Genomic DNA, 16312 nt, shown 5'->3' with positions numbered 1-16312 from the left:
CCCCGCACTTGGGCGGCCGCCCGGGCCCCAGGGGGTGTCCGGGATGCCCGGGCACCCCCTAACGCCAACGCGTTCCCCGCAGACCCCGCCGCCCAGGGAGGCCCCGCATGACCGTCCTGACCGACCACACCGCCGCCCGCGAGGCCGTCGACGCGGGACTCCGCGCCGCCGCCGCCCGGCTCCCGGCCCCCGCCGCGCGCATCGCGGCCTACCACTTCGGCTGGACCGACGCCTCCGGCTCGCCCGTCCAGGCCAACTCCGGCAAGGCCCTGCGGCCGCTCCTGACCCTGCTGGCCGCCAAGGCGGTCGGCAGCGAAGCGGGCTGGCGGCAGGCCGTCCCGGCGGCCGTGGCCGTCGAGATGGTCCACAACTTCTCCCTCATCCACGACGACATCATCGACCGCGACAGCCTGCGGCGGCACCGCCCGACCGCCTGGAAGGTCTACGGCGTCAACGACGCGATCCTCGTCGGCGACGCCCTGCACGCGCTGGCGTTCGAGATCATCGCCGAATCCGGCGGCGACCGGGTCCCGGCGGGCACGAGCCTCCTCGCGCAGACCGTGCGGGCCCTCATCGAAGGGCAGCTCGCCGACACGCGGTTCGAGAGCCGCGACCGGGTCGAGCTCGCCGAATGCGTCGCGATGTCCGAGGCGAAGACGGCCTCGCTCATGGGCTGCGCGACCGCGCTCGGGGCGCTCTTCGGCGGCGGCACCCCGCAGCAGGTGGACGCGCTGCGGGACTTCGGCTACCGCCTCGGGCTGGCGTTCCAGCACGTGGACGACCTGCTGGGGATCTGGGGCGACCCGGCGGTGACCGGCAAGGCCGTGTACTCGGACCTGCGCAACCGCAAGAAGTCGCTCCCGGTGACCGCGGCGCTCGACTCGGGGCATCCCGACGCGTCCGAGCTCGCCGCGATCTACGGCGCCACCGGGCAGCTCACCGAGGCCGAACTCCGCCGCGCCGCCGACCTCGTCGAGGCCTGCGGCGGCAGGCAGGCGAGCCGGCGCTCCGCGGAACTGCTCACCGAAGCCGCCACCGGCAGCCTCAGCGTGGAAGGACTCCGGGCAGAGGCCGTCGAGGAACTGACGGGGCTGGCCGCGAGCACGGTCCACAGGGCCAATTGATGGCTCGCAAGCATCGCCAAGGGTGCCGACTGATGACCCGCAAGCATTGCCGGGAACGCCAACCGGAGACTTGCGAGCGCCACCGAGAGGCCAGCCGATGACTCGCCGACTCCGTCGCGTGCTCCTCCCCGCGCCGCGGTCGTTCTGCGCCGGAGTGGAGCGGGCGATCGAGATCGTCGAACGCCTCCTCGAGGATCACGGACCGCCCGTGTACGTGCGCAACCAGATCGTCCACAACGCGCACGTGGTGGCGGATCTGGAGTCGCGCGGGGCGGTCTTCGTCGGCGAGCTCGACGAGGTTCCCGACGACGCGCTCGTGGTCTTCAGCGCCCACGGCGTGGCCCCGGCGGTCGAACGCGAGGCGGCCGCCCGCGGCCTCGACGCGGTCGACGCGACCTGCCCGCTGGTGTCAAAGGTCCACGCGGAGGCCAAACGCGCGGCCGACAACGGCGACACGGTGATCCTGATCGGACACGAAGGCCACGAAGAAGTCGTCGGCACGATCGGCGTGGCCCCGGAAAGAACCCTCCTCGTCGAGAGCGCCGATGCCGTGGCGACACTGCGAGTGCCCGACCCGGCGAAGCTCACGTACCTGAGCCAGACGACGCTCGCGGTGGCCGAGGTCGAGACCATCGCAGAGGCGCTGAAGCAGCGCTTTCCCGCGATCAAAGGTCAAGGGGCCGATGACATCTGCTACGCCACGAGCAATCGCCAAGCGGCGGTCGCCGCGGTCGTGGAGGAGGCCGACCTCGTCCTGGTGCTCGGATCGGCGAACTCCTCGAACTCGAACCGCCTGGTGGAACTCGCGAGAACCGCGGGAGTCGAGGCGCACTTGATCGAAGACGCGCGGGCCATCGATCCGCGATGGCTCGAGGAGGCCTCGACCGTGGCCGTCACCGCGGGAGCCTCCGCGCCACCGCGACTGGTCGACGAAGTGGTCCGGTCCCTGGCCGAACTGGGCCCGATCGAGATCGTCGAACGAGTCCACACCCGCGAGACCCAGGAGTTCCTGCTCCCCCGGCGACTCCGACCCGCCGCCCCGAACCGCGGCGGCTGATGCCCGGGGCTCGGCCCGCCCTCGACGCTCAACGCCCCCTTGAGGATGCCGCTCCTCCCCTTTTCTCGACGGTCGAACAAAGAAGTAGCGACGCTCCCGCACGCCGCTAGGCTGACCGCATGACAGTCAACCTCCCCGCCCTTCCCTTCCCCCTCGACTGGGAAGACGCCGTCGAGCCGCCGAGCTGGCAGGTCACCGACGCGGGTCTCGAAGCCACCGCCGCGCCCGGCACCGACTGGTACGTCTACGCCCCCGCTCCCGCCCTCCACGCCCCGTCCAACGGCGCCCGCCTCCTCGGCGAACCGCCTGCGGGCGACTGGCAGTTCAGCGCCCGCATCACCGTGGACTTCAACGGCACGTACGACGCGGGGACCCTCTTCCTCCTCGCGGACGAGAGCCACTGGTCGAAGCTGTGCTTCGAGTACTCGCCCGACGAGCAGGGCATGGTGGTCTCGGTCGTCACCCGAGGCATCTCCGACGACGCCAACGCCTGGAACGTCGAGGGCGACACGGTCTGGATGCGCGTCAGCCGCGTCGGCGAAGGCTTCGTCTTCCACGCGTCCTCCGACGGCGAGCGCTGGGAGTTCGTGCGCTGCTTCGGCTTCGGAATCGACGCCCCGATCAAGGCCGGCTTCGGCGTCCAAGCCCCCGAGGGCCAGGGCTGCAAAGCCCAGTTCACCGATATCGCCTTCAAGCAGGAGACCCTGGCCGAGCTCCGCAACGGATCCTGACCAGCCAATAGCGCCCTGGACCGGCCGCCCAAAGCATCGTCGTTGACGCAGGTCCGCTGTACGCCTATCTCGATGCCGACGACAAACATCACGAAGCATGCCTCGACCTCCTCGAGAACCACCCGGGCGCCCTCGTCGTCCCCACCCTCGTCATCGCGGAAGTCGCCTACCTGGCGGCCACACGGCTCGGCACCGAGACGGAAGTGCGGTTCCTCGGCGATCTCGCATCCGGTGCCTTCGCAGTCGAGCCGGTGCATCGGTCGGATTGGCTTCGCATCGCGCAACTCACCAGCGTCTACAGCAATCTTCCACTGGGTACCGCCGATGCATCGGTCGCCGCCGCCGCCGAGCGTCTGAGTATCTCCACCGTCGCAACTGTCGACCTTCGGTACTTCAACGTCGTTCGCCCCAGACACTGCACGCATTTCGAGATCAAGCCGCCGTGAAGCCCGGCCGCGCAAAGCGCGGCCGGGCTTTCGGTTTCCTTGCGCTGGTTATGGGTTGTGGAAGACGAGCTCCGGCCAGTCGTCGTTCGGGGCGTCGATGACGGGGGCTTCTTGGTCGCCTCTGAGGTGGGTGTCGGCGAAGCTCGTGACGAGGGCGCGGGCGATCTCGTTGCTGCGGTTGCCGTCGAGGTCGTCCTGGTTGAGGCCGGCCTGTTCGCCGAGCGGTCCGAAGTCGGTCATGGAGCTGTGGGTGGTGCCGGCGACGGTGATCCAGCGCTTCCAGCCGTCGAGCTTCTTCCAGGCCTTGTCCCAGGTGTCGTCCTGGCCGGGCGAGCCGTGGTCGTCGCCGCCGCCGACCATCATGAACGGGCGGTCGAGCCGGTGCGGGTCGAGCGCGAAGAAGGTGCCGTCGAGGTTGAAGCCGGCGTCGAAGCGGTCGTCGGCGTGCATGGCGCGGTGGCTGCTCGCGCCGCCGATCGAATGGCCGCCCACGACGACGTGATCGGCGTCGATGCTGAGCCCCTCGGGCATCGCCGAGTCTTCCGCCGCCGGCTCGGTGAGTTCGTCGAGAACGAAGGACAGGTCCTCGGCGCGGTTCGTCACCAGCGTCCGGTCGTCGAGGTCTTCCTGCTGGCAGGTGAGGCACTCGGTCGTGCGGCCGTCGGGGAAGGTGATCGGGGCTTCGTAGGTGTGGCCGACGGCGGCCACCGCGTAGCCCTGGCTCGCGAGTTCTTCCGCCATGCCGGTGAGCGTGGCGCGCGGGAACGAGTGGCCCGGGGAGAGCATCACGAGCGGGAGCGGTTCGTCCGCGGCGAGCGGTTCGGCGTCGGCGATCGAGTTGGTCTCGACCGAGGCGAGGAGCTCGCCGGGCAGGTTGAGCTGCTGGCCGAACAGATCGCCCTCCGCGGCGGTCATGTAGGGCGCGGTCGCGCCTTCAGTCTCGGCGGTCGGGTACCACAAGCTGACCATGAGCTCCCGGTCCTCGTCGGAGACCCAGACGTCCGGGCGGTTCTCGTCGACGAGGTGGAGTTGCGTGGTGCCGGTGGCGAACTCGCCGCCGGGTTCGGGGATGGCCAGCGCTGCGGCGGTTTCGGGTGCGGTCGTTTCGGCTTGCGCGGTGGAGATGGCGGCTGCGGTCGCTCCGGCGGTGACCGCGAGGGCGGTCGCGCCGAGGAGGAATCGTTTCGCTTGGCGTCGCAACGTCGCGTTCCAATCGGTGTCGGTGGCGCGGGCCCGATCGGGCCCGCGCCATCAACTGTGGCGCTTGGAATCGCTGCCGCCCTGGGTATTTCGACCGGACTCGGGTAGGTCTTTAGACCGGTTTTCGGCGGCCGCACCCCTGCCGAAAGTCAGGGGTGCGGCGGTCAGGGCTTCGCGGCCGGGGCGATCTTGACGGCGCAGACCTTGAACTCGGGCATGCGGCTGATCGGGTCGAGCACGTCCGAGACGGCGGCGTTGGCGTTGGCCGCGCCGGGGAAGTGGAAGGGGCTGAAGACGGTGTCCGGCCGGATGTCGGTGGTCAGCCGCGCGGGGGCCGTGTAGGAGCCGCGCCGGGAGGTGATGCGGACCCAGTCCCCTTCGCCGATGCCGTGGCGCACCGCGGTGTCGGGGTGGATCTGCAGGAACTGCTCGCTGTCGGGTCCGTCGAGGGACTCGATGAGGCGGGTCTGCGCGCCCGACTGGTATTGGGTGAGGACCCGGCCGGTGGTGAGGTACAGGGGGTAGGAGCGGTCGCGGCGTTCGGCGGGGTGGCGGTGGTCGACGGCGATGAACTTGGCGCGGCCGTCGGGGGTGGGGAACTTGAAGTCGGCGAACATGCGCGGGGTGCCGTCGTGGTCGGGGCTGGGGACGGGCCACTGGAACGTGCGGTCCTCAAGGCGCTCATAGGAGACGCCGGAGTAGTCGGCTTTGCCGCCGGCGGAGGCGCGGCCGAGTTCCTCGAAGATCTCCTCGGGATCGGTCGAGTAGGCGCCGGGGGCGTCGAGGCGCGCGGCGAGCTCCTTCATGATCCACAGGTCGGAGTGGACGCCGTCGGGGGCGCCGCGCAGGGACTTGCGGCGGATGATGCGGCCCTCGAGGTTGGTCATGGTGCCGTCCTCTTCGGCCCACTGCGTGACCGGGAGGACCACTTCGGCGAGGCGGGCGGTCTCGGACATGACGAAGTCGAACGAGACGAGGCAGTCGAGGTCCTTGAGGCGGTCGGCGACGCGGGCGGCGCGGGGGGCCGAGACGACCGGGTTGGAGCCGAGCACGAACAGCATCTTGACTTCGTCGCCGCATTTGCGCAGCAGTTCGACGGCGGAGACGCCCGCGCCCGGAAGGGTTTCGGGGTCGACGCCCCAGACCGCGGCGACGTGCTCGCGCGCGGCTGGGTCGGTGATCATGCGGTAGCCGGGGAGCTGGTCGGCCTTCTGGCCGTGCTCGCGGCCGCCTTGGCCGTTGCCCTGGCCGGTGATGCAGCCGTAGCCGGAGCTGGGCTTGCCGGGGAGGCCGAGCGCGAGGGCGAGGTTGATCCAGGCGGTGACGGTGTCGACGCCTTTGGCGTGCTGCTCGGAGCCGCGGGCGGTGAGGATCGCGGTCTTCTTGCCGGCCATGAGGCGCGCGGCCGCGTACAGGTCGGGCACGGAGACGCCGGTGATGCGCTCGACGAACGCGGGCCAGTAGCCGGCGACGGTCTGGCGGACCTCGTCGAAGCCGTTCGTGTGGCCCTTGATGTAGTCGTGGTCGAGGTAGCCCTGCTCGATCGCGATGTGCAGGAGCCCGTTCGCCAGCGCGAGGTCGGTGCCGGGGGCGGGCTGGAGGTGCAGCTGGGCCTGCTCGGCGGTGGCGGTGCGGCGGGGGTCGATGACGATGAGCTCGGCGCCGGTGAGGAACCGCATGAGCGGCGGCATGGTCTCGGCCGGGTTGGCGCCGACGAGGACGATCACGTCGGCGTCCTGCAGGTCCTCTTTCGGGAAGGGGAGGCCGCGGTCGATGCCGAAGGAGCGGTTGAGGGCCCCGGCCGCGGAGGACATGCAGAAGCGGCCGTTGTAGTCGATGTGCTTGCTGCCCAAGGCGAGGCGGGTCCATTTGCCGAGCTGGTAGACCTTCTCGTTGGTGAGGCCGCCGCCGCCGAAGACGCCGACGGCGTCCTTCCCGTGCTCGGCCTGGATCGTCCGGATGCGGTCGGCGACGTGGTCGAGGGCGGTCTCCCAGGAGACGGGCTCGCCGTGCAGGAGGGGGGTGGTGAGCCGTTCGGGGTGGTCGAGGAGCTCGGGCGAGGTCCAGCCCTTCTTGCACATGCCGCCGCCGCGGGGGGAGGCGGTGACCTTGCCGTCGGTGTCCTCCTCGAGCCGCATGCCGCACTGGAGCGCGCAGTACGGGCAGTGGGTGTCGGCGGTGCGGAGGACGGGGAGGGCGGCGCGAACGGTCATGCGGCGAGTGTGACCGGGAGTCGTTTCGACGTCACGTGAGCAATGTTTCCGGAATGCTAAGTGGCCCGCAATCGTCGCTGAGTGACGATTGCGGGCCAGGGGCTCGACGGCGACTCTGCCGCGGTTGGATTCGGGTCAGACCTTGGCGTGGGCGAGGCTCGGGGCCTTCTCCACGAAGACGGTGCGCTGGTAGCACCACCAGTTCAGGACCAGGAAGACGGCGTAGCCGCCGACGAAGACCCACATGGCGGTGACGACCGAGCCGGTCTGCTCGTTGGCGATGCGGAAGCCCTGGTTGATGAGGAACCCGCCGAAGGCGCCGATGGCGGAGATCCAGCCGAGCGCGGCGGCGGTGAGCTTCTTGGCCTTCACGATATCGGTCTCGCTGGCCTCGCCTCCGGCCGCGGCGGCGGCCTCGGCCTGGAAGATCGCCGGGATCGACCGGTAGGTCGAGCCGTTGGCGATGCCGCTCATGAGGAACAGCACCATGAAGGAGGTGAAGAACAGCGCGAACGAACCGATGTTGACGCCCCAGATCGCGCCCATCGCCCCGACGCCCATGAGGATGAACCCGGTGCTCGTGATGGGGGCGCCGCCCAGCTTGTCGGCGAGCCAGCCGCCGAAGGGGCGCACGACCGAGCCGACGAGCGGGCCGAGCGCGGCGATCCACAGCGACTGGAACTCGGGGAATTCGATCTTGATGACCAGCGGGAACGCGAAGGAGTAGCCGATGAAGGAACCGAACGTGCCGATGTAGAGGACGCTCATGATCCAGGTGTGGCGGCGCGTCAGCGCGGGCAGCTGCTCCTTGATGGGGGTGCGGGCGACCGACAGGTTGTCCATGAATCGCCAGGCCATGACCGCGGCGAAGACGCCGAGGACCAGCCACAGCAGCGGCACGTTGTGCAGCCAGATCTGCTGGCCCGCGGGGTTGACGCCCTGGGAGGCGCCGAAGACGCCGAGGGCGATCACGAACGGGCCGATGAACTGGACGGCCGGGACGCCGATGTTGCCGCCCGCGGCGTTGATGCCGAGGGCGGAGCCGCGGTGGCGCTCCGGGTAGAAGTAGGAGATGTTCGCCATCGAGGAGGCGAAGTTGCCGCCGCCGAAACCGGCGGTGACGCCCGCGGCGATGAACAGCCAGTACGGGGTGCCCGGCGTCATCAGGCAGTAGGCCAGCAGCGCGGTCGGGATGATGAGCAGGGCCGCGGAGATGATGGTCCAGTTGCGTCCGCCGAAGACGGCCACGGCGGCCGTGTAGGGGATGCGCAGGAACGAGCCGACGAGGTTCGGCACGGCCGTGAGCCAGAACAGCTGGCTGACGGTGAAGTCGTAGCCGGCGGCGGCCAGGTACGGGGTGATGATGCTGAACATCACCCAGACCGAGAAGCCCAGGTGCTCGGCGAGGACGGACCAGACCAGGTTGCGCCTGGCGATCTTGCGCCCCGTCGACTGCCAGAAGGCCTCGTCGTCGGGACGCCAGTCGCTGATCCAGCCCTTGCGGGCACCGGTCGGCTTCTCAGCCGTCGTTTGCGTCAGAGTCGTTGTCATGCGCACTACATTCACGGAGCGTCATTGCCTGGACGTGCGACGACTGTTCCTCGGTGATGAAGTTCGGCTCACGGTTCTGTTACGGAGGGTGTGAAAGGTCGGGGTGCGCCCGGGGGCGTAGGTGCGCGGTTCGCATACTCCCGTAAGGCGAGAACCCGGTCACAAAGGCCGATGGCATAGCGTTAACGACCATGGACGCCGCCATCGAGGTCGCCGACCTCCGCAAGACCTACCGCGGCCGCAGGACCGGAGCGATCCGGGCGGTCGACGGCGTGAGCTTCCGCGTCGAGCGCGGCGAGTTCTTCGGCATCCTCGGCCCCAACGGGGCCGGGAAGACCACGACCCTCGAGATCGTCGAGGGCCTGCGCAAGCCCGATTCGGGGACCGTGCGCCTGCTCGGCCGCTCGCCGTGGCCGCACTCCCCCGAGCTGACCGGCCGCCTCGGTGTGCAGCTCCAGGCCTCCGCGTTCTTCGAGTTCCTGACCGCGCGCGAGCAGATCGAGACGTTCGCGGAGCTGTACGGGGCCTCGAAGGCCCGCGCGGCCGAGATGCTCGACCTGGTGGGCCTCGCCGAGCACGCGAACGTGCGCTGCGAGAAGCTCTCGGGCGGCCAGCAGCAGCGCCTCTCCATCGCCTGCGCGCTCGTGGGCGACCCCGAGCTGGTGTTCCTCGACGAGCCGACCGCGGCCCTCGACCCGCAGGCGCGCCGCAACCTGTGGGACCTCATGCGCTCCATCAACGCCGAAGGCCGCACCGTGGTGCTCACGACGCACTACATGGAGGAGGCCGAGGCGCTCTGCGACCGGGTCGCGATCATGGACGCGGGCAGGATCCGGGCAGTCGACTCCCCCGCCGGTTTCGTGAAGGGCCTCGACGCACCCACCAAGGTCACGGTCGCCGCCGGGCAGCTCAGCGGCGAGCGCGTCCAGGAGCTCGCGGCGGGAGAGCCCGTGGCAGCGGACGAGGCCGCGGTCGTCTTCGAGACCCGCGACCCGCGCAAGCTCTTGACCGCGCTGGCCTCCGACGGGGCCCTTGAGGGCCTGTCGGTGCGCACGGCGAACCTCGAAGACGTCTTCTTGCACGTGACCGGACGGGAGTGGCGCGGATGAGCCTCGATACGGCCGAAGTGCGCACCGAGCGCACCGAACGCTCGGGGGGCCGGGCGTACCTGAGCCTGTTCAAGGCGCTCGGGCGCGGCTGGATCCGCGACCGCAGCCAGATCTTCTTCACGATCCTGCTCCCGCTGATGTTCATGGTGCTGCTGGCGAGCGTGTTCGGTTCCGGCGACACCGCGGCCTCCCGGATCGTCGCGGTCGGCGACGTGGCCGTGCTCGACGGCGCCGACCCGGACGCGTTCACGGTCACCGAGGCCGGCGATCTCGACGAAGCGCTGGCGATGCTGCGCGACGGCGACGCCGACGCGGCGGTGGTCCAGGACGGCGCGACCGTGCGGATCTACCCGTCGGCGACGAACTCGACCTCCGGCGCGATCGCCGAGGGCAGGCTCGCCTCGCTCATCGACGACGTGAACGTCGAGGTCCTCTCGGCGGCGGCCCCGGGCGAGCCGGTGCTGGAGACCGAGGTCGAGGAGGCCGACGGCGGGTCGCTGCGGCCGATCCAGTACCTCGCGCCGGGCATCCTGGCCTGGGGCGTCGCGATCTCGGGCGTGTTCGGCGCGGCCGGCACGATCGTGGACTGGAAGCGCGACAAGCTGCTGCGGCGCCTGCGGCTCACGCCTGCGTCGGTGCGCACGTTCCTGGGCGCGAAGATCTCGGTGAACCTCGTGGTCGCGGTCGGGCAGACCGCGATCTTCCTCGCGGTGGCGGCCCTGGGCTTCGGGCTGCGGCTCTCGGCGTGGACGTGGTTCGCGGTGCCGCTGGTGCTGCTCGGGACGCTCGCGTTCCTGGCGATCGGCGTGGTCATCGGCGGTATCGCGCAGACGAGCCCGGCCGCGGCGGGGCTGAGCAACCTGGTGACGATGCCGATGGCGTTCGTGTCGGGCGCGTTCTACCCGCTGGCGCTCTCGCCCGAGTGGGTCCAGGCGATCTCGTACCTCTCGCCGATGCGGTACCTGAACGAGGCGCTGCAGTCGGTCGTGGTCTACGGCGAGCCCCCGTCGGCGGTCCTGCCGCAGATCGGCTTCCTCGCAGCGTTCGCGGCGATCGTCGCCCTGGTCTCGTGGAAGACCTTCAAATTCGACGAACTGTGAGGCACGCGTCGTAGACGTCCCTTCGGCTCACGCCGAAGCGGGTCGCGACCTGCTTCATGGCGAGTTTGCGGTCGGTGCCCGCGGCTTCGAGAGCGGCGACCGCTTCGGCCATCGCCTCCGGCGTGGCCTCGCTCGCGTCCGGCCCGGTCCAGCCCGAGATGACGAGGGTGATCTCGCCGCGCGGCGGATCGGCTTCGGCGCCTTCGGCGAGTTCGGCGAGGCCTCCGCGGCGGATCTCCTCGTGGGTCTTGGTGAGTTCGCGGCAGAGCGCTGCGGGGCGGTCGTCGCCGAAGGCGGACGCCATGGCACGCAAGGTCTCCTGGACGCGGCGCGGGGACTCGAAGAAGACCATGGTGCGCTTCTCTTCTGAAAGTTCGGTGAACAGCCGCCGCCGCTCGCCGTCCTTGCGCGGCGCGAAACCCTCGAAGCAGAAGCGGTCGCAGGGCATCCCCGAGAGCGCCAGCGCGGTCGTCACCGCGCTCGCGCCTGGCGCGCAGGTCACCGCGATGCCGGCGTCGATCGCGGCCTTGACCAGGCGGAATCCGGGGTCCGAGACGGAGGGCATGCCGCCGTCGGTGATGACGGCGACCCGCTTTCCGTCGTACAATTGTTCGATAAGGGCCGTCGTTCGGCCCGCCTCGTTCGCCTCGAAATACGACGTGATCGATGCGGTGGGAATGACATCCAGTTCGCTGAGGAGCCGCCGAAGCCGCCGGGTATCCTCTGCGGCGATGACGTCGGCGCGGGCCAGCTCGGCCCGGAGCCGAGACGAGGCGTCCTCTGGATTTCCCAGGGGCGCACCGAGAAGCACCAAAACGCCCGTTGAAGATGTCGACATCCGGCCAGTATCCCCCACCGCCTGCGGCGGGGCACCGGCTCGGTGAGCGCGTGGCGACGGGCCGCACATGCAGGATGCCGCGCCAAGCTGTCGGGTACCGGACATAGACCTTACGCGTGAGCGAACGGTAACGGATACTCATAGTCATGGCGAAGCTTGCGAGCCATACGTAGCAGTCTTGGCGACGCTTGCGAGCCATATTGCACGGCCACATCACAGGCGACATAACGCCGGTCCGCCTCGCGGCGACGCCGGCGAGCCGTTCATTCGTCGAGCCCTCTAACCCAGTGGAGGCCGCCATGTCCGTGATCCTCAGAGCCGGAGCGGGAATCGCCGCTCTCATCGCCGGTTATTTCGTTCTCGGATTCATAGCGGACCACTGGGCCTGGTTCGCGTCCATCGCGATCCTGTTGGGCGGCACCGCACTCGCGGGCTGGATCCTGTTCCGCAGCCGCGGGCACGAGCACCGCGACCGCGCGGTCGCCGCCGAGCGCCACACCCTCATGCGCAGCGTCGACAAGATGAACATCCCGGCCTTCGACGCCATGGCGGGCCAGCTCCTCGTCGGCCTGGACGCCAAGCGCGTCAAGAAGTTCGGCCACCGCAAGAACGACCTCGGCTGCAACTTCGTCGTCACCTTCAACAACGGCCAGCGCATCATCGTGCGCGCCAAGAAGGACGACAAGACGATGCGGCGGCGCAACGGCAACCGCCACGTCCAGATCCTCGGGGGCGAGATCAAGGCCCGCTGGGACTGCGACGCGGGCGTCCTCATCACGAACGCGAACCTGCACTGGATGCACCACGCGGCCCGGAACGAGGCCGTCGCCGCGCAGCTGGGCGTCCTCATCGTCGACCGCGACCGCCTCGCGGAGTGGATCGACACCGGCGTGGCCCCGCCGCAGCTGCGCCCGGTCCCCGCCGCGCTCGAGTCCAGCGGGAGCACCGCGACGCAGTGAGCACGGCCCCTTGAGCGTCGTGGCGCTGTGATCGCGACACGGCGCCATGGCACCTGGAGACGCGTGCTCAGCGGCCCCTGAGCACGTTCACGGCCCCGAGCCTCAGGCTCGGGGCCGCGTTCGCGGCGGTGCGCTTATGAGGCTTCCAGGGTGGCCGTGGTCTCGGCCTCCTGCTGGTCGCGCGTGTAGGTGATGGTGATCTCGGTGCCCGCCGACGTGCCCTGGACGGCGGCGACCACTTCGGACGCGCTGGCGACGGGGTTCCCGTCGATCGCGGTGATCACGTCGCCCTCCTGCAGCCCGGCCTTCGCGGCCGGGGAGTCGGGCTCGACGCTGAGGACCATGGCCCCGTTGCCGTCGGTGTCGGCCACCGAGACGCCGAGGTAGCCCTGCTCGACCGAGCCGTTCTTGATCAGCTGCTCGACCGTGTCCTTCACGGTGGTCGAGGGGATCGAGAAGCCGAGGCCGATCGAGCCGGAGTCGGTGGTGGCGATGGCGGTGTTGATGCCGATGAGCTCGCCGTCGCCGTTGACGAGGGCGCCGCCGGAATTGCCGGAGTTGATGGCCGCGTCGGTCTGGATGAGGCCGCTCAGGGTCGAGCTCGGCTGCTGTCCCATACCGCCGTCCTGCTCGCCGGAGACGGTCATCGACCGGTCGAGCGCCGAGACGATGCCGGTGGTCACGGTGCCTTCGAGGCCGAGCGGCGAGCCGATCGCGACCGCCACGTCGCCGACCTGCACGGCGCTGGAGTCGGCGAAGGTGACGGGTGTCAGGTCGTCCACGCCGGAGACCTGGATGACGGCGAGGTCCTGAGTGGAGTCGGTGGCGACGATGGAGGCGTCGGCGGTGGTGCCGTCCGAGAAGCGGACCTCCACGCTCTGCGCACCGTCCACGACGTGGTTGTTGGTGACGATGTAGCCGTCCTTGGAGTAGACGACGCCCGAGCCTTCGGCGGCGTCGGTCACGATGGTGACGACCGAGGGCCTGACCTTGGCCACGATCTCCGTGTAGGTCATGCCCGTGCCGGCGTCCATGGAGACGGACTGCACGTGGGTGGTGGCGCCGTCGCCGCTGCCGATGACCCATCCGGCGATGCCGCCGGCGCCGCCCGCGATCAAAGCGAGCGCGATCGCTCCGGCCACGAGCTTCCCGCGGCCGCGGGGCCGCTGCGGCGGGCCCATGGGCGCGCCGGGGTGCTGGTACATCGGAGGGACGGGCGCTCCGGGGTGCCAGCCGGGCGCGGTCATGTGCGGGGCCCCGGCCGGTGCCGGAGCGGGCGCGCCGTGGAGGACCTGGGTGTGCTCCGTCGGCCGCGGCGCGGCGTCGGCCGGGTGCTGCCCGTAAGCCGATTGCGGGGCCGCGGGGGCCGGGTTCCCGGCCGTGGCGCCGGTGCCGTCCGCGGCGGGCGCGGTGTTCGGCGGCAGGCTCGCGGCCTGCTGCTCGGCGGCCGGGGCGGCAGGCGCTGCCGCCGGCTCGGATGCGGCGTCGGGGGTGCGAGGCCCGTCGGGGCCCTGCGGTTCGGTCCCCTCGGGGCCCTTCGTGCTCTCAGTGCTGCTCATGTAAGGCAGCATGCCGGGCCCAGCTCTCGGCCCGCTGGTAAAACGCCTTAAAACCCTTTAATGATCCGCGGCCCGCCCGGTTGCGGGCGCGCTGGTCAGAGGGGTCGGGGCCGCTGCGGCGGACGGGCGGGACATCGACGTGCTTTAAAGCTTTCCAAGCTTCCTACTGGGCGGCCTGGGGCTCGGCCGTGAGGATCACAGTGAACGCCGTGCCCTCGCCGGGCTCCGAGGCGACCTGGACGGTCCCGCCGTGGGCCTTCACGATCGCGGCCACGATCGCCAGCCCGAGCCCCGAGCCGGGGTGGCTGACCGAGTCGGAGCGGAAGAACCGCTCGAAGACGCGCTCGGCGGTCTCGGAGGTCATGCCGGGGCCGTCGTCGGCGACGGTGAGCCGCACGGTCGCGTCCTCAGCGGCCACTTCGACGTGGATGTTCGTGCCCGCCGGGGTGTGCCGCACCGCGTTCGACAGGAGGTTGTCGAGCACCTGCCGCATCCTGGCGCGGTCCGCTGCGACCACAGTGGAGGTGCCGGGGACGCAGGAGAAGCGGAACTCGTGGTCCTCGGCCATCACGGCGTGCGCGGCGACGGCCTCGTGGCCGAGCACGGCCAGGTCCACGGGCTCGGTCTCGACCGGCCGCTCCTGCCCGAGCCGGGCGAGGTGCAGCAGGTCGCCCACGAGCAGGCCCATGCGCTTGGCGGCCTCCTCGATCTGGCCGATGTACTGCTGCCGGTCGGCTTCGGGCATCTGCGGGTTGGTGCGCACCAGCTCCGCGTACCCGCGCACGCTCGTCAAGGGCGTGCGCAGCTCGTGGGAGGCGTCCGCGATGAACTCGCGCATCCGCTCCTCGGAGTCGTGCGCGCGCTGCTCGGACCATTCGCGGGCGCGGATCGCACCCTCCACTTTGGTGAGCATCGAGTTGATGGCCCGCCCCACCCGCCCGACCTCGGTGCTCGGGTCGTGGTCGGGCACCCGCCGCGAGTAGTTCCCGGCGGCGATCATCGCCGCGGTGTTCTCGATCTGCCGCAGCGGCGAGAGGCTCGCCCGCACCAGGCCCACGCCGATCGCGGCCAGCCCGGCGAGCACGCCCGCGCCGATGAGCAGGTCGACCCACACCAGCCCGGCCACGGTCTTGTCGAAGTGCGAGAGCTTGTACGACAGCACGTAGTACGTGTCCGGGTCGAGGTTGTGCTCCTCGGGCTCGTAGTCGTCGTGCTTGCTGCCCACTTCGGAGCCCAGCAGGCCCAGCACCCGCCACCGGGTGACGCCGTCGGGGCTCAGCGCCGTGAACGCCTCGCCGCCGGCCTCGCTGAGCTGGTCGTAGTCGAACACGGGGTAGTCGTCGCGGTCGTCCGGCTGGTCGAGCCGGTTCCCGGTCGCGGACACCATGCTGAAGAGGTACTGCTGGGGCCGCAGGCCCGGCGTGTCCTCGTCGTCCTCCTGCGCGGGGGGCCACGTCTCTGGGCTCCAGCTGGTCAGCTGGGTCTTGAGCTCGTCGTCGACGGTGCCGAGGAAGTAGGAGTGCAGCGCGAGGATCGTGGAGACGCTGATGAGGATGAGGGAGCCCGCCACGAGGACGAGCACGGCCGCGGTGAGCCGGACCCTCAGCGGCGTCCGGTCCCACTTGTCACGGACGCCCTCGAGTACGCGAGGTGCGCTCAACGATGCTGCTCCCGCAGGACGTAGCCGATGCCCCGGAGGGTCTGGATGAGTTTGGGCTCGCCGGTGTCGATCTTGCGGCGCAGGTAGGAGACGTAGGACTCGACGATGCCGTCGTCGCCGCGGAAGTCGTAGCGCCACACGTGGTCGAGGATCTGGGCCTTGGAGAGCACCCGCCCGGCGTTGATCATGAAGTACCGCAGCAGCTTGAACTCGGTGGGCGAGAGCTGCACGGCCTTCCCGGAGCGCCAGACCTCGTGGGTCTCCTCGTCAAGTTCGAGGTCGGCGTACTGGAGGCGCGAGGGCCGGGGCAGTTCGCCGGAGGAGCGGCGCAGGACCGCGCGGATGCGGGCGACGACCTCTTCGAGCGCGAAGGGCTTGGTGATGTAGTCGTCGCCGCCCACGGAGAGGCCGGTGACGGTGTCGGCGGTGTCGTCGCGGGCGGTGAGGAAGAGGACGGGGGTGTGATCCGAGCCGGAGCGCATCCGGCGCACCACCTCGAAGCCGTCGAAGTCGGGGAGGTTGACGTCGAGGACGACCAGGTCGGGGCGGTGCCGCGCGATGGAGCGGAGGGCTTCGTCACCGGTGCCGACGGCGTGTACGGCGAAGCCCGCATAGCGCAGTGACGTGGCCAGGAGCTCGCAGATGTTCTCCTCGTCCTCGACGACGAGCAGGGTGGCCTCGGTCTCGGCGTTCGGCTGGCTGGTCGGCAGCGGCATGGGCCTCTCACAGGGTCGGCGCGGTCAGCGGTCCGCAGGTCACGGGTGG

The 16312-nt window shown here is 70.4% G+C and carries 14 protein-coding genes; 7 read left to right on the top strand and 7 right to left on the bottom strand.

Going from position 1 to position 16312, the window contains the following annotated elements; genetic code table 11:
• Positions 1 to 107 precede the first annotated feature (107 nt).
• From O1R50_RS06605 to O1R50_RS06590, 4 genes are all read left to right on the top strand, one after another.
• Positions 108 to 1124: a polyprenyl synthetase family protein gene (locus O1R50_RS06605; protein WP_270109111.1), complete on the top strand. Its 1017-nt coding sequence runs from the start codon at positions 108 to 110 to the stop codon at positions 1122 to 1124.
• Positions 1125 to 1146: 22 nt separating this feature from the next.
• On the top strand, positions 1147 to 2181 hold the full coding sequence (gene ispH, locus O1R50_RS06600; RefSeq protein ID WP_408612619.1) for a 4-hydroxy-3-methylbut-2-enyl diphosphate reductase: 1035 nt from the start codon (positions 1147 to 1149) through the stop codon (positions 2179 to 2181).
• A gap of 119 nt (positions 2182 to 2300) precedes the next feature.
• Positions 2301 to 2912, top strand: coding sequence for a DUF1349 domain-containing protein (locus O1R50_RS06595; RefSeq protein WP_270109109.1), 612 nt, complete (start codon positions 2301 to 2303; stop codon positions 2910 to 2912).
• A 35-nt stretch (positions 2913 to 2947) separates the two neighbouring features.
• The gene (locus O1R50_RS06590) at positions 2948 to 3358 is read left to right on the top strand and encodes a type II toxin-antitoxin system VapC family toxin (RefSeq protein ID WP_270109247.1); all 411 of its coding nucleotides are present in this window, start codon (positions 2948 to 2950) and stop codon (positions 3356 to 3358) included.
• Positions 3359 to 3406: 48 nt separating this feature from the next.
• Here the strand turns inward: O1R50_RS06590 and O1R50_RS06585 are convergent, their stop codons facing one another.
• From O1R50_RS06585 to O1R50_RS06575, 3 genes are all read right to left on the bottom strand, one after another.
• The gene (locus O1R50_RS06585; RefSeq protein WP_270109108.1) at positions 3407 to 4558 is read right to left on the bottom strand and encodes an alpha/beta hydrolase family protein; all 1152 of its coding nucleotides are present in this window, start codon (positions 4556 to 4558) and stop codon (positions 3407 to 3409) included.
• Between the two features lie 164 nt (positions 4559 to 4722).
• Positions 4723 to 6771: a molybdopterin oxidoreductase family protein gene (locus tag O1R50_RS06580; RefSeq protein ID WP_270109107.1), complete on the bottom strand. Its 2049-nt coding sequence runs from the start codon at positions 6769 to 6771 to the stop codon at positions 4723 to 4725.
• 135 nt (positions 6772 to 6906) lie between these two features.
• Positions 6907 to 8322: an MFS transporter gene (locus O1R50_RS06575; protein WP_270109106.1), complete on the bottom strand. Its 1416-nt coding sequence runs from the start codon at positions 8320 to 8322 to the stop codon at positions 6907 to 6909.
• Between the two features lie 191 nt (positions 8323 to 8513).
• Here O1R50_RS06575 and O1R50_RS06570 point away from each other — a divergent pair, with 191 nt between their 5' ends.
• Both O1R50_RS06570 and O1R50_RS06565 read left to right on the top strand, forming a co-directional pair.
• A complete protein-coding gene (locus O1R50_RS06570) occupies positions 8514 to 9431 on the top strand; it encodes an ABC transporter ATP-binding protein (protein ID WP_270109104.1) in 918 nt (305 codons plus the stop codon).
• The gene (locus O1R50_RS06565) at positions 9428 to 10531 is read left to right on the top strand and encodes an ABC transporter permease (protein ID WP_270109103.1); all 1104 of its coding nucleotides are present in this window, start codon (positions 9428 to 9430) and stop codon (positions 10529 to 10531) included. The genes O1R50_RS06570 and O1R50_RS06565 overlap by 4 nt, the downstream gene beginning before the upstream one ends.
• On the opposite strand, the gene rsmI is transcribed toward O1R50_RS06565, so the two are convergent.
• Positions 10512 to 11369: a 16S rRNA (cytidine(1402)-2'-O)-methyltransferase gene (rsmI, locus tag O1R50_RS06560; protein ID WP_270109102.1), complete on the bottom strand. Its 858-nt coding sequence runs from the start codon at positions 11367 to 11369 to the stop codon at positions 10512 to 10514. The genes O1R50_RS06565 and rsmI overlap by 20 nt on opposite strands.
• 299 nt (positions 11370 to 11668) lie before the next feature.
• On the opposite strand from rsmI, the gene O1R50_RS06555 reads away from it, so the two are divergent.
• The gene (locus O1R50_RS06555) at positions 11669 to 12328 is read left to right on the top strand and encodes a restriction endonuclease (RefSeq protein ID WP_270109101.1); all 660 of its coding nucleotides are present in this window, start codon (positions 11669 to 11671) and stop codon (positions 12326 to 12328) included.
• A 134-nt stretch (positions 12329 to 12462) separates the two neighbouring features.
• Here O1R50_RS06555 and O1R50_RS06550 read toward each other — a convergent pair whose 3' ends face one another.
• From O1R50_RS06550 to O1R50_RS06540, 3 genes are all read right to left on the bottom strand, one after another.
• Positions 12463 to 13887, bottom strand: a complete 1425-nt coding sequence (locus O1R50_RS06550) for a S1C family serine protease (protein ID WP_270109100.1) — start codon at positions 13885 to 13887, stop codon at positions 12463 to 12465.
• 163 nt (positions 13888 to 14050) lie between these two features.
• Positions 14051 to 15547, bottom strand: a complete 1497-nt coding sequence (locus tag O1R50_RS06545; RefSeq protein WP_270109098.1) for a sensor histidine kinase — start codon at positions 15545 to 15547, stop codon at positions 14051 to 14053.
• A complete protein-coding gene (locus tag O1R50_RS06540) occupies positions 15544 to 16263 on the bottom strand; it encodes a response regulator transcription factor (protein WP_270109096.1) in 720 nt (239 codons plus the stop codon). Before O1R50_RS06540 ends, O1R50_RS06545 begins: the two co-directional genes overlap by 4 nt.
• Positions 16264 to 16312 lie beyond the last annotated feature (49 nt).

This window comes from Glycomyces luteolus, from assembly GCF_027622875.1.
Taxonomy (GTDB): Bacteria; Actinomycetota; Actinomycetes; order Mycobacteriales; family Micromonosporaceae; genus Glycomyces; species Glycomyces luteolus.
This window is presented reverse-complemented; position numbering and strand designations above follow the sequence as displayed.